This is a genomic window from Streptomyces sp. CRN 30, from assembly GCF_034105845.1.
Genome location: NZ_JAVRHI010000301.1, coordinates 1 through 12158, shown reverse-complemented (window position 1 = coordinate 12158; position 12158 = coordinate 1). Strand labels below are relative to the sequence as shown.

The 12158-nt window shown below is 72.0% G+C and carries 14 protein-coding genes; 6 read left to right on the top strand and 8 right to left on the bottom strand.

Features of this window, described 5'->3' with window-relative positions:
- Positions 1-33 precede the first annotated feature (33 nt).
- The 4 genes from UW392_RS32485 to UW392_RS32470 form a co-directional block, all read right to left on the bottom strand.
- Positions 34-2250 carry an ATP-binding SpoIIE family protein phosphatase gene (locus UW392_RS32485; protein WP_320778764.1) on the bottom strand — a complete coding sequence of 739 codons (2217 nt, stop codon included), beginning with the start codon at positions 2248-2250 and terminating at the stop codon, positions 34-36.
- A 348-nt stretch (positions 2251-2598) separates the two neighbouring features.
- The gene (locus UW392_RS32480) at positions 2599-3291 is read right to left on the bottom strand and encodes a DUF402 domain-containing protein (RefSeq protein ID WP_320778763.1); all 693 of its coding nucleotides are present in this window, start codon (positions 3289-3291) and stop codon (positions 2599-2601) included.
- Positions 3292-3429: 138 nt separating this feature from the next.
- Positions 3430-4845, bottom strand: a complete 1416-nt coding sequence (locus UW392_RS32475) for a class II fumarate hydratase (protein WP_320778762.1) — start codon at positions 4843-4845, stop codon at positions 3430-3432.
- Positions 4846-4914: 69 nt separating this feature from the next.
- On the bottom strand, positions 4915-5532 hold the full coding sequence (locus UW392_RS32470; RefSeq protein WP_320778761.1) for an SGNH/GDSL hydrolase family protein: 618 nt from the start codon (positions 5530-5532) through the stop codon (positions 4915-4917).
- A gap of 305 nt (positions 5533-5837) precedes the next feature.
- Here UW392_RS32470 and UW392_RS32465 point away from each other — a divergent pair, with 305 nt between their 5' ends.
- Both UW392_RS32465 and UW392_RS32460 read left to right on the top strand, forming a co-directional pair.
- Entirely contained in the window at positions 5838-6413 is a 576-nt protein-coding gene (locus tag UW392_RS32465; protein WP_320778760.1) for a TetR/AcrR family transcriptional regulator, read from the top strand.
- A 54-nt stretch (positions 6414-6467) separates the two neighbouring features.
- Positions 6468-6980, top strand: coding sequence for a DUF1648 domain-containing protein (locus UW392_RS32460; protein ID WP_320778759.1), 513 nt, complete (start codon positions 6468-6470; stop codon positions 6978-6980).
- Between the two features lie 16 nt (positions 6981-6996).
- Here the strand turns inward: UW392_RS32460 and UW392_RS32455 are convergent, their stop codons facing one another.
- The gene (locus UW392_RS32455) at positions 6997-7524 is read right to left on the bottom strand and encodes a hypothetical protein (protein WP_320778758.1); all 528 of its coding nucleotides are present in this window, start codon (positions 7522-7524) and stop codon (positions 6997-6999) included.
- Between the two features lie 24 nt (positions 7525-7548).
- Positions 7549-8634 (bottom strand): NAD(P)-dependent alcohol dehydrogenase, encoded by a 1086-nt coding sequence (locus UW392_RS32450; RefSeq protein ID WP_320778757.1) that lies wholly within the window; start codon positions 8632-8634, stop codon positions 7549-7551.
- A 128-nt stretch (positions 8635-8762) separates the two neighbouring features.
- Between UW392_RS32450 and UW392_RS32445 the strand changes: the two genes are divergently transcribed.
- Positions 8763-9596 (top strand): helix-turn-helix transcriptional regulator, encoded by an 834-nt coding sequence (locus UW392_RS32445; protein ID WP_320778756.1) that lies wholly within the window; start codon positions 8763-8765, stop codon positions 9594-9596.
- Here UW392_RS32445 and UW392_RS32440 read toward each other — a convergent pair.
- Positions 9525-9743 carry a DUF397 domain-containing protein gene (locus UW392_RS32440; protein ID WP_320778755.1) on the bottom strand — a complete coding sequence of 73 codons (219 nt, stop codon included), beginning with the start codon at positions 9741-9743 and terminating at the stop codon, positions 9525-9527. The two genes, UW392_RS32445 and UW392_RS32440, sit on opposite strands and share 72 nt — an antisense overlap.
- A 13-nt stretch (positions 9744-9756) precedes the next feature.
- Positions 9757-10608 carry a helix-turn-helix transcriptional regulator gene (locus UW392_RS32435; protein WP_320778754.1) on the bottom strand — a complete coding sequence of 284 codons (852 nt, stop codon included), beginning with the start codon at positions 10606-10608 and terminating at the stop codon, positions 9757-9759.
- Positions 10609-10872: 264 nt separating this feature from the next.
- Here UW392_RS32435 and UW392_RS32430 point away from each other — a divergent pair, with 264 nt between their 5' ends.
- The 3 genes from UW392_RS32430 to UW392_RS32420 all read left to right on the top strand — a co-directional run.
- Positions 10873-11355: an ATP-binding protein gene (locus UW392_RS32430; protein WP_320778787.1), complete on the top strand. Its 483-nt coding sequence runs from the start codon at positions 10873-10875 to the stop codon at positions 11353-11355.
- Positions 11345-11866, top strand: a complete 522-nt coding sequence (locus UW392_RS32425; RefSeq protein ID WP_320778753.1) for a hypothetical protein — start codon at positions 11345-11347, stop codon at positions 11864-11866. Before UW392_RS32430 ends, UW392_RS32425 begins: the two co-directional genes overlap by 11 nt.
- Positions 11863-12158: transcriptional regulator (locus tag UW392_RS32420; RefSeq protein ID WP_320778752.1), on the top strand; the 296-nt coding region annotated here is incomplete at its 3' end. The genes UW392_RS32425 and UW392_RS32420, both read left to right, overlap by 4 nt.

Genomic DNA, 12158 nt, shown 5'->3' with positions numbered 1-12158 from the left:
GTCAGTTCGTCCGGTCCCGTACGGGCACCGGGCTCACGCGCGGTTCAGCTCGAACCACACCACCTTGCCCGCGCTGAGCCGGGTCGCGCCCCACCGCCTGGCCAGTTTGTTGACCAGGTAGAGACCGCGCCCGCCCTCGTCGGTGGCGCGCGCGTTCCGCAGCCGCGGCAGTTGGGGCACGTCGTCGGTGACCTCGCAGCGCAGTACGTCCGTACGGAGCAGCCGCAGCGTCACCGGCCGGGAGGCGTACCGCACGGCGTTGGTGACGACCTCACTGATCAGCAGCTCCACCGAGTCGGACAGCTCCTCCAGGCCCCAGCGCGACAGCGCGTGCCGGGCGAGCCGCCGGGCCCGGCCCGGAGCCATCTCCTCCGGCTCCAGGAACCAGTACGCGACGTCACTGGGCGCGATCCCGTCGAACCGGGCGGCGAGCAGCGCGATGTCGTCGTCCCGGTCGCCCGGACCGAGCATGTCGAGCACCTCGTCGCAGAGCGCCTCCAGCGGCGGCGGGTGGTCCGGGCCGGTGAGCTGCGCGGTCGCGGCGAGCTTCTCGCGCAGCTGTTCTATGCCGGTCCACACGTCCCGCAGGCGCGACTCGACCAGCCCGTCGGTGTAGAGCAGCAGCGTGGCCCCGGCGGGCGCGTCCAGCTCGACGGCCTCGAAGTCCACCCCGCCCACACCGATCGGGGCGCCCGGCGGCACCCGCAGCACCTCGGCCCGGCCGCCCAGGTGCAGCAGCACGGGCGGCGGATGGCCGGCGTTGGCGATGGTGATGCGGTGCGAGACCGGGTCGTACACCGCGTACAGGCAGGTCGCCATGCGGTCGGTGCCGAGGCGCTGGGCCTGCTCGTCGAGGTGGTGCAGCACCTCCTGCGGCGGCAGGTCGAGCCCGGCCAGGGTCTGCGCGGTGGTGCGCAGCTGGCCCATGATCGCCGCCGAGGTCATGGAGTGCCCCATGACGTCGCCCACGACCAGCGCCACCCGGCTGCCCGGCAGCGGGATCGCGTCGTACCAGTCGCCGCCGACCCGGGCGGTCTCGGCGGCCGGCAGGTAGCGGGAGGCGAGCCGCACGCCGGTGGGCCGCGGCAGGGTCTCCGGAAGCATCGTGCGCTGGAGCTCGTCCGCGATGTACGCCTCGCGGCCGTACAGCACCGCCTTGTCTATGCCGAGCGCGCTGTGCGTGGCGAGCTGGGCGGCGACCAGCAGGTCGTCCTGCTCGAACGCCTCGCGCTCCGGATGGCGCAGGAACAGCGCGGCGCCGATCACCCGGCGGCGCCCGCGCAGCGGCGCGAGGATCGCGCGCTGGCCGGGCGGCACCGTGATGTCCGCCTCCTCGCCGAGGAGCTCCGGCAGCGCGGCGCGGGCCGCGGGCGCGTCCGCGAAGACGGGCCGCACGCCCCGCAGCACCTCGTTGAGCGCGCCGCCGGGCCGTACCTCGCACAGCTCCGCGGTGACCGCCGACAGCTCGCCCGGCTCGGGCGGCAGCGTGGTCAGGAAGCCGCTCTCGGTGTCCCGGTCCTCGGGGATCCGGTCGGTACGGCGCAGCCGCAGCACCACCGGACCGGTGGGCCGCTCGTCGCCGACCGGCAGCGGCTCGCGCAGGAACACCAGGATCGCGTCCGAGAACGTCGGCACGGTGGCCCGGCACAGACCCATGACGATCTCGTCCAGGTCGATGCCCCGGGCGATCCGCCGGGTCGCCGCCCCCACGAACCGCAGCCGGTCCCCGTCCCGCCGCATGGGCATGCCGCTGCCCGGCGCCAGGCCCTTCCCCCGCCGCCGCTCCTCCTCACCGGACCCGCCGGACCCGCTGGACCCACCGGGTCCGCCTGGTCCACCGAAGCCGCCGGATCCGCCGTGCCCATGGGAGCCGCCGGACCCGCCGGATCCGCTGGAGATGCGTTCCTGCTCGGGTCCGGGCTGCTCGGGGATGCTGTCCGGAGCGGGGCGCGGGCGGTGCGGGTCGGAATCGGTGGCCGCGGGCTGCGCGTGCTCCGGGCCACCGGGCGCGGACGGGCCGGCGGCGGGGACGGAGCCGGTGCCCTGGAGGCCCGTGGCCCCGGCTGCCGGGTCGCCGCCGGACTCGCCCGGTGCGTCGCCCGCGCGTACCTGAGCGGGTAATGCGGAGGAAGGGCGCGTGAGCGGCGTCTCAGGGGTACGCAGGAGGGCCCCGCAGTCGTCCACGGGGCTAGCGCCCGGCTGGGGGCGCTCATGGGAGGTGGGGTGCTCCGTCACGCGTGTCGAATCCATCCGTCCGGGGCTGCGCGCCGTGCGTGCAGTCGGTTCCGCAGCGAACCGGTAGTTGCGTCCCGCCGAGAACCGGATACCCGCAGAACGGGTGTCAGGAACGGAAAACCCGCACGGTCAGGGGCGGTTCCGGTGCCGCGGACGGTCCTGGCGGGCCCGGCCGCGGACGGTGCAGACCGTCCGTCCGGCTGTCTGTGGCCCGTACCGATGTAGCCCTCGTACCCCTTGATCACGTCCTGCCGCCCCTCGGTGACGTACGGTCAAGCGCAGCGGATGCTGCCGGAGTTACACCCCTGTGCGCCCTTGCGGAGGACGATCCTACGGTTGCCGACCGGGCGCGCATCAAGGGTCTCATGAGGACACGTGCGCGGGCGTACGGTCCCAGTCGTCCGGCAGTGAGGGTACGCCCCACGCCGGATCAGGGCGCCAGTGCTGCCAGCCGTCCGAGAACGGCGGGCCCCAGGCGCGGATCACCTCCACCGCGGCCTCGCCCGCCGCCCGCACCCGTGCCGCGAGCCGCGCGTCCACCAGCCCGTCCCGCTGGGCCTGGGCGAACTCGTCCTCGTCCCGCCAGTGCCAACTGCGGTCCGGGTTCACGGAGATGTCCAGGAAGTGGTCCTCGGAGTCCACGCCGCCCTCCCAGCGGGCCAGCGGCTGCTCCAGGTTCACGTACCAGTTCTTGAACTGCCAGCCGGACTCCCAGAACAGCCACACCGACCACGGCTCGCCGGGCCGCGCCAGCTTCAGCACCCCCGTGCCGAACCAGTGGTCGCGCGTCACGGTGCGCGGCTTGGTGTAACGGGACTCCAGCGGCTCCCTGTGCACCGGACTCCCGTCGGCGAGCACCGGCTTGACGCACTCGGTGCCGGGCGCCATCCACACCGCGAGCACCTCGTCGTCGTCGCGCACGACGGTGACGGGACGCACGATGTGGAAGCGCTCGCCGGCGTTCTCCCTATACCGCCACAGGATCCGACTCCCGGGGGCCCAGCGCACCACCGCTCCGCCCGCACCCGCTCGTCTCACCGCTCCGTCATGCGCCATGAACAGATATTAGGTGCCGGAGTCGTCCGACGCTGCGGTGAGGGACGAGGTTCACGCCATGGCGGGACCCGGTTACGGCCGCGTCCCCCGGCAGTTGGGCACCTGCCGCGGCGGTGCGGCCCGCCGGTGCGGCCACGGTCACGGGTGTGTCATGCGCAGCACGTCCAGTGCCTCGTCGAGCTGTTCCTCCGTCAGGTCGCCGCGCTCGACGTAACCGCCCTCCAGGACGACCTCACGGATGGTCTTCCGCTCGGAAAGGGACTTCTTCGCGACCTTCGCGGCCTCCTCGTACCCGATGTACTTGTTGAGCGGGGTGACGACGGAGGGGGAGGACTCGGCGTACTCACGGGCCCGTTCCCGGTCGGCGACGATGCCGTCGACGGTCCGGTCGGCGAGCAGCCGCGAGACGTTGGCGAGCAGCCTGACGGACTCCAGCACGTTCTTGGCGATGACGGGCAGCATGACGTTGAGCTCGAAGTTTCCCGCGGCGCCCGCGGCGGCGACGGTGGCGTCGTTGCCGGTCACCTGCGCCGCGACCATGAGGACGGCCTCGGGGATGACGGGGTTGACCTTCCCCGGCATGATCGACGACCCGGGCTGCAGGTCGGGGAGCTGGATCTCGGCGAGCCCGGTGCGCGGCCCGGACGCCATCCACCGCAGATCGTTGGCGATCTTCGTCAGCCCCACGCCGATGGTGCGCAGCTGTCCGCTGATCTCGACGATCCCGTCCCGCGCGCCCTGCGCCTCGAAGTGGTCGCGGGCCTCGGTGAGCGGCAGCCCCGTGGTGCGCGCCACCTCGGCGATCACGGCGGCGGAGAAGCCGGGCGGGGTGTTGATGCCGGTGCCGACGGCGGTCCCGCCGAGCGGCAGCTCCGCGAGCCTCGGCAAGGAGGCCTCGAGCCGCTCGATCCCGTACCGCACCTGGGCGGCGTACCCGCCGAACTCCTGTCCGAGGGTCACCGGGGTGGCGTCCATGAGGTGCGTCCGCCCGGCCTTGACGACGTCGGCGAACTCCTCGCTCTTCCGGGCGAGGGAGTCGGCGAGGTGCCGGAGCGCGGGAACGAGATCCCGGGTGACGGCGGCGGTGGCCGCGATGTGGATCGAGGACGGGAAGACGTCGTTGGACGACTGGGAGGCGTTGACGTGGTCGTTCGGGTGCACGTCCCGCCCGAGCCGCTCGGTCGCGAGGGTGGCGACGACCTCGTTGGTGTTCATGTTGGACGAGGTCCCGGAACCGGTCTGGAACACGTCCACGGGGAAGTGCTCGTCCCACCGCCCCTCGGCGACCTCGGCCGCCGCGTCCTGAATGGCCGTGGCGATGTCCTCGTCCACCACCCCGAGCTCGGCGTTCACCTTGGCGGCGGCGGCCTTGATGCGGGCGAGGGCCTCGATGTGCGCGCGTTCGAGGCGCTGCCCGGAGACGGGGAAGTTCTCCACGGCCCGCTGCGTCTGCGCCCGCCACTTCGCGTGGGCCGGGACGCGGACCTCGCCCATGGAGTCGTGCTCGATGCGGTAGTCGTTGTTTCCGCCGTTCACGCCGTTCACGTCGCTCATACCTCGTAGAGCGTAGTGGCGGGTGGGGTTGTTCCCGGGCGCGGTGCGGTGCGCCCGTCCGGCCGCACGTCAGGTCAGCCACTGGGCGGCGAGTCCGGTGACGATCGCCCCGCCCCGGTCGCTCAGGTGGATGTGGTCGACGAAGAGTTCGAGTCCGTTGCCGCGGGCGACGTCGTCCCAGCTCTGCCGGAGCAGATGGTGCCGGGCGGCCGCGAGGTAGGCGGTGGTGAAGCCGAAGTCGTACGCGGGCCGGTCGTCACGGTCCCGGAGGCGGTCGGTGAACCGTTCGTTCAGGGGGAGGTAGTCGGCGCCGGTACGGGTGGCGGTCTCCTCGATCGCCGCGTTGTAGCCGCGCAGTGTGTGGTTGATCGGGGCGTCGAGGTCCTCGCCGAGCGGGGGCAGGGACATCAGGGCGACCCGCGCGGAGGTCGTCTCGTGGACGCGGTCGACGACGGCGGTGAGGTTGTCCCGGTACTCGGCCAGGGGTACGCCGCTCCGGACGTCGTTGGTGCCGACGAGGAGGGTGACCCGGTCCGGGGCGCACGCCACGATGTCGCGGTCGACGCGCCCGCGCAGGCCCGCGCTGGTGTCGCCGTTCCTGCCGGCGTTGACGAACGCGTACCCCCGGAACTCGGGCCTCCCGCGCAGGTCGCCGACCCAGTCCCGGCCGAGCGCACCCTGGGTCATGCTCGCCCCGGCGGCGACGACGACCGGGCCGTCGGCGTCCGGCCGGCCGTCGGCGCACGCCTCGGCGGGCGCGTTGGCGGGCGGGCGCAGGAAGGTGACGTAGCCGACGGTGGCGGCGACCGCGAGTACGGCCAGAAGTAACGCGCCGAGGGTGATGACGATCCGTTTCCCGGGTCTACGAACGGTGATGCGCATGGGCACGCTCCAGGTGCGCCAGGGGGTTAGTGAACACTAACCCGAGGGCTCACCAGGGTGCGCTAGTGTTCACTAGCCTGTCAATGGGGTCCGGAAGCGGGAGTACGGCGATGAGCACACGGGAGCGGATCCTCGACGCGGCCGCGGACATCCTGCGCACCCGCGGCGTCGTGCACGCCACGACCAAGGTGATCGCGCAGGCGACCGGGGTGTCCGAGCCCACGCTGTACAAGTACTTCGGCGACAAGGAGCGGCTGCTGCTCGCCGTGCTGGAGGAGAGGGTGCCCGGCCCCTCCCGCGTCCCGGTCCGCCCGGGAGAGGGCGACGTCGAGGAGAACCTCACCGAACTCGCCCACGCGGCGCTCGACTTCTACCAGCGGTCGATCCCCATGCTGGGTGCCCTCCTCGCGGACCCACAGCGCATGGCGGCCCACCGGGAGGCGATGAGCCGGCACGGGGGCGGCCCCGATAAGGCGGTCACCGGCTTCGCCGCCTACCTGCGGGCCGAGCAGGCCCTCGGCCGCATCGCCGGGGGCGCGGACCCGGAGGCGTCAGCGGCGCTGCTGATCGGAGCGTGCTTCCAGGAGGCGTTCCTGCGCTACTACGCCCAGGGCCCCGACGCCGACGCCGCCCCGCGCTCCCGTGCCGAGGCTCTGGCGCGGGCGGTCGTCGGGCCACTGCTGTGACCACGTCCGGTGCCCCTCTTCCCCCCGCTCCCACCCCAACGGATGATCAGTGCCATGGTGTTCTCCGCGTCCGTCCGTCTCTGGCTGCTGCCCAATGCCGTCCTCCTGGCCGCACTGGCCGTCTGGGGCGTCATCCGCTACTCCCACCTGCCGGAACGGATACCGCAGCACATCGGCACCGGCGGAGTGGACGCCTGGACGGACCGGTCGATCGGCGGCGCGTTCTCGCTGGTCTTCCTGTACGCGGGGCTGACGGTGCTGATGATCGGCTCCGCCGAACTGTCCCTGCGGATGACACCACGGGACGAACTGCCGAAGACGACGACCGGACTGTCCTCGTCCCTGGTGAACAGACCCGCCAGCCGCGAGTCGGCCCGCCGGACCGCACGCGCCCTGCTGCTGCTCAACGCGAGCATCGGCATCTCCTTCGCGGTGGGCTGTGGAGTGCTGTGGCGGTCCACACCCGACCCGGACGTACCCGCGTGGCTGCCGGTGGCGCTGCTGGCGCCGATCGTCCTCGGCACCGTACCGACGATCGTCGCGGCGCTGCGGGACCGGAAGCGCTGAGGCGCCGGCGCGGGCCCTACGGCAGCGCCTCGCTCACCACCTCGACCACCGCCGTCCACAGGGACTGCCCGCCCGTGCCGAACGCCGCGGCCAGCGCGTAACCGACCGCCGCGTCGACCGGCTCGACCTCGACGCCGTCCTCCCACTCGGCCGTCACCCGCAGATCGCCCTCCGACGAGAACTCCCCGAGGCGCTTCCCGTCGCGGGTCAGCCGGCTGGTCGACACGGAGACGGGCACCAGCCGGTAGGACGTGCCCGCGTACGTGACGTCGACGCGGTAGGAGCGGCGCGTGAGGCGGCCCTTGGCGGGGGTGATCGGCGTGTCGTCGCCGCCCACCGTCATGCGCAGGTGCCGTGGGTCGCGGGTACCGATGACGACGTGCTCGTCGACCTCGGCTCCGGGAGCGCGGGTGAGGACGACGCGGGGGATCGCGTCGCCGCCGGTCACGACGAGCGTCTCACCGTGCTCGCCGCTCGACTCGACGGAGATATCCCCGTGGTGGTCGTCCTCGGTCACGGTGGGGGTGGGCGCGGTGTCCGTCATCCGGTTCCTTGATCAGAGTTCGGTTTACGTGGCAGACGCGGCCCGGCGCTCCGCCGTTCCCGCGCTCCCGCCCAGGTCGAGGACGAACCGGTACGTGACGTCGCCCGCGACCAGCCGGTCCAGTGCCGTGTTCACCTCGGCGACGGGCAGCACCTCGACGGTCGCGGTCACGCCGTGGGTCCCGCAGAAGTCGATCATGTCCTGGGTGTCGGCGATGCCCCCACTGCCCGCTGCCGCCAGCCGCTTGCGCCCGTACATCAGGGACATCGGGTCGAACGGCATCCCCGACACCATGCCGAGCGTGCACAGCGTCCGGTCGAACCGGAGCGCCGTCAGGTAGGGCGACAGGTCGTGGGTGCGGGGCACGGTGTCGAGGATGAAGTCGAAGCGCCCCCGCTGCTTGTCCATGGCGTCGGCGTCGGTCGACACCACGACGTCGTCGGCACCGAGTTCCCGCATGCCCTCGGCCTTGCCCGGTGAGGTGGTGAACCCCACGACCTCGGCGCCGAGGGCCTTGGCCAGCTTCACCGCGATGTGCCCGAGCCCGCCGAGACCGACGACCCCCACCGTCCGGCCGGGCCCGACCTCCCAGCGCCGCAGCGGCACCCATGTGGTGATCCCCGCGCACATCAGCGGCGCGGTGCCGGCCGGGTCGAGCCCCTCGGGGCGCCGGTACACGAACGCCTGGTCGGCCACGTACTCGTCCGCGAACCCGCCCTGGGTCAGGGACCCGTCGTGCCGGTCCCGCCCGCCGTAGGTCAGCGTCGGGAACTCCGCGCAGAACTGCTGGTCCCCGCCCCGGCAGGCCTCGCACACCCCGCACGAGTCGACGATGTTCCCCACACAGACCGGGTCGCCGACCCGGAACCGGGTGACCTCGCTCCCGACGGCCACCACCTCGCCGACCATCTCGTGCCCCGGGACCAGCGGGAAGATGTCCGGCTGTTCCTGGCCCGGTTCGGGCCGCACGTGGTCCAGGTCCGTGAAGCACACCCCGGCGTGCGTCACCCGCAGCGCGACATCGGTGGGCCGCAGGTCACGGCGCTCGAACCGCCAGGGTTCCAGAGCCGCCCCGGGTGCCTTCGCGGCCCAGCCGTTCACCGTACGCATGAAGATCGTTCCTCTCGTTCGTGACCTCCTCAGGCTGTCCCGCGCAACGGCGCCGCACCATCGGTGGCCGATGCCTGGGCATCACAGGGCCACCCTCGTGCCAGGGCACCGGACGTAGCCTGGCGGCCATGGACGACACCGCTCTCGCCGAGTTCCTCCGCGCGCGCCGGGCCCTGGTCCGCCCCGAGGACGTGGGCCTCGACGACGCGGCGGGCGACACCCGCCGCCGGGTGACGGGCCTGCGGCGGGAGGAGCTGGCCCTCCTGGCCGGGGTCAGCGCGGACTACTACGTGCGGCTGGAGCAGGGCCGCGGCCACCGCCCCTCGGAGGGCGTCCTGGACGCGCTGGCCCGGGCGCTGCGGCTGGACGACGAGCTGACGGAGCACCTGTACGCGCTGGCCCGCCCGGCCCCGACCGCCGTGCGCACCGGGGAGCGGGTGTCGGACAGCGTGCAGGAGATGCTGGACGCCTGGACGACGACCCCGGCGGCGGTGACCAGCCGCCGGATGACCGTGATCGGCGCGAACGCCCTGGCCTGCGAGCTGGCCCCCTGCTACACGCCCGGGACGAACCTGTTGCGGTCGATGTTCCTGGACGCGGACACCCACGGGGTACTGGTGGACTGGGACACGGCGGCGTCGGACCTGGTCGCGAACTTCCGCGCCCGCATCGGCACCGAGCGGGACGACCCCGGACTGAAGGAACTCATCGGCGAACTGTCGCTGCACAGCCAGGAGTTCCGCGAACTGTGGGCCCGCTACGACGTCCGCACCACCATGGCGGGCACGAAGGCCTACCGGCACCCGGAGGTGGGCGTGATCAGCCTCCGCTACCACGCCATGTCGCTGGAGGCCGGCCAGGTGCTGACCGTCCACTACGCGAGCCCGGCATCACCGGACGAGCAGTCGTTGGCGCTGCTGGCCACGCTGGTGGGGAGCGCTCCGCAGCGCGGCTATCAGTAGGGCGAGTGGGTGCGGGGTGGTGTTGAGGGTGGTCTCCGGTTCGTCGCTCTCGCGGAGGAGAATGCCTCCAGTAGGAGCCGCCGCGAGGTAGACGCACGAGGACGCAGTCTCGCTGTAGCTGGACTTCTGCCAGTTGAGTTCAGTCACGGTCCGTAAGTCCTCAGATGGTCCCGGCGATGGTGTGGATGAGCTTTCGTGATGCGGCGGGTGGGAGGGCAGCCCGCTCCATACGGTCGAGTACGAGTCTGTAGGTCTCCAGTTTGGCCGCCACGTCGACGAGTTCGCTCCCATGAGTGGTGTCCAACTGTGCGGTGTCGAGCGCGGTCAAAGGGCCGTGGGCGTAATCCAGACCGTGGCCCGCGGTGGGGAACGTGGTGCCGTCGAAGGGGATGACACGAACGGTGATGTGCGGCTGCGTGCTGATGCTGGCGATGTGGCCGAGCTGGGCGCGTGTCACCTCTCGGCCGCCGGACTGCATGCGCAGCGCGGCCTCGTGAATGATCGCTGTGTAGGGCACCGGTCGGTCGCGCAAGAGAACCGCCTGACGCTTCACGCGGTGGGAGACGCGGTACTCGATCTCGTGGGGATGCAGAGTCGGTACCACCTCGTGAAACAGCGCGCGAGCGTGTTCCACGGTCTGAAGCAGCCCCGGAACGTTGATGACCTGGGCGACGCGCAGGGCTGACGCGTGATGTTCCATCTCCGCCAGGTCGAGGAGTGGGGACGGCAAGGTGCCGCGATATTCCTCCCACCATCCACGGGTGCGATCCGCCGCCATGTCGGCGAGCGCTTCGATCAGGGCGTGGTCCGTGCAGTCGTAGATGCGGGCGAGTGTGCGGACGCGTTCCGCGCTGACGTTGAAGCGGTTGGCCTCGATGTTGCTGATCTGTGCCTGCGTTGTCCCGAGTGACCGAGCAGCCTGAGCGGCGGTCATATCGGCTCGCTCCCTAAGCCGGCGCAGTTCGATGCCGATCCGAAGTCGGCGAGCTGTAGGGGCACTTCTCGCTGCCATGAGTCTGCTCCGTTTCGTACGCCTGGCGGGGCGGTCACCCACACGAAGCAAATCCCTGAAGGTTTTGCTGTCTATTGCAAAAGGTTCAGCTTCTGCAGTCCACGGTGTGACGCAGGCCACCAGGCCGGCTTGATCGATGAGCCGGAAGCGCACCGCGTACCTCAGCGCGGCACTGCCACCGCCCGACCAGGCTGACCGAGCGCCCCGAACCACTACTGGAGGAGATCGCCGTGGTCACCGTAGCCCCGCCGCAGCACAAGACGCCTGAGTTCTGGTCCTTATGCCCTCCACCTCCCCTACGACCCTTGCGCCGCCCGCATCGCCCGCCGCACCCTCCGCGCCGTACTCACCGAGTACGGCCTCCGCGAACTCATCGATTTGGCAGAACTGTTGGCGTCCGAGTTGGTGTCCAACGCGTACCGGCACGCCGAGGGACCCTCCGGTCTGCGGCTCCGGGCGCTCGGCGGCGGACGCCTGCGGATGAGCGTGTGGGACACCAACCCGCAGATCCCGCCCCCGTTCGACCGAGGACCGGAACCGTTCAGGCCCATGGCCGTGCCGCCGGACGGCGAGAGCGGGCGCGGCCTCTTCCTCGTGAGCCACTACGCGGACGACTGGGGCGGGCGGCCGCTCGGCGACGACCCCTTCGGGCAGGGCGGCAAGCTCCTGTGGTGCGAACTCGGCAGCCCGTCGGCGTGTGTTGCCGTAGTGGAAAGTGATGACTACTGTTTCCGGTATGGAAACTGACGCGAGCGCCCTCGGTGACCACCACTCCCCGACCCCCGCCGAGGCACGGGCCGCGCTGGCCGACATCGAACGCGTCCGGGCTTCGACCGCCGCACGGTCGGCCACCCCCTGGCCCCTCTGGTTCACCGCCCTCCTCACCGTCTATCTCGCCTCCCTCCCCGTCGTGTACGGCGGTGTGGTGGCCGAGGGGGCGTGGCTGCTGCCGGAGGCGGCCTGGTGGGCGGTGTTCGTGGCCATGATCGCCGTGTTCATGGCGTCGTTCGTGTACGCCGCCCGCTCCTGGGTGCAGCGCACTGGCGTGGCGCTCCGCCTCGACATACTCCCGAAGTGGGTGACCGTGACTCTGATGATCGTGGCGCCCGCGCTGGTGGTGGGCTCGGCCTGGGCCTTCCGGTTCACCGGGCAGGTGGCATGGCTCATCGGCGCCGCGGCCGTCGGCGCCGCGCTCTCCATCGGCTCCCACCTCGCCTTCGTGCGGCTGCACCGCGAGCGCGGGCAGGCGTCGTCGTGACCATCCGGCCGACCGCGACCGACCCGACGGACGGCTTCGACGCCCTCGTCCACGCCCCCAACCGGCTCCGCATCTGCGCCCTGCTCGACGCCGCGCGCGAAGCCGAGTTCGGAGCGGTGCAGGAACAGCTCGGCCTGTCGGCCTCCGTGCTGAGCAAGCACGCGGGCGCCCTCATCGCCGCCGGATACGTCGAGCAGCGCAAGGCCGTACGCGCCACCCGTCAGCGCGTCTGGCTGCGCCTGACCCCGCGCGGGCGCGAGGCGTACCACGGGCACCTCGCCGCGCTGCGGGC

Excerpts from the sequence above, each read along its gene's own strand:
- UW392_RS32470 (WP_320778761.1), bottom strand. The coding sequence starts at position 5,532 with ATGACCCAGGGTGCGCTCGGCCGGGACTGGGTCGGCGACCTGCGCGGG.
- UW392_RS32480 (WP_320778763.1), bottom strand. The coding sequence starts at position 3,291 with ATGGCGCATGACGGAGCGGTGAGACGAGCGGGTGCGGGCGGAGCGGTG.
- UW392_RS32450 (WP_320778757.1), bottom strand. The coding sequence starts at position 8,634 with ATGCGTACGGTGAACGGCTGGGCCGCGAAGGCACCCGGGGCGGCTCTG.
- UW392_RS32455 (WP_320778758.1), bottom strand. The coding sequence starts at position 7,524 with ATGACGGACACCGCGCCCACCCCCACCGTGACCGAGGACGACCACCAC.
- UW392_RS32435 (WP_320778754.1), bottom strand. The coding sequence starts at position 10,608 with ATGGCAGCGAGAAGTGCCCCTACAGCTCGCCGACTTCGGATCGGCATC.
- UW392_RS32465 (WP_320778760.1), top strand. The coding sequence starts at position 5,838 with ATGAGCACACGGGAGCGGATCCTCGACGCGGCCGCGGACATCCTGCGC.
- UW392_RS32475 (WP_320778762.1), bottom strand. The coding sequence starts at position 4,845 with ATGAGCGACGTGAACGGCGTGAACGGCGGAAACAACGACTACCGCATC.
- UW392_RS32445 (WP_320778756.1), top strand. The coding sequence starts at position 8,763 with ATGGACGACACCGCTCTCGCCGAGTTCCTCCGCGCGCGCCGGGCCCTG.
- UW392_RS32485 (WP_320778764.1), bottom strand. The coding sequence starts at position 2,250 with ATGGATTCGACACGCGTGACGGAGCACCCCACCTCCCATGAGCGCCCC.
- UW392_RS32460 (WP_320778759.1), top strand. The coding sequence starts at position 6,468 with ATGGTGTTCTCCGCGTCCGTCCGTCTCTGGCTGCTGCCCAATGCCGTC.
- UW392_RS32425 (WP_320778753.1), top strand. The coding sequence starts at position 11,345 with ATGGAAACTGACGCGAGCGCCCTCGGTGACCACCACTCCCCGACCCCC.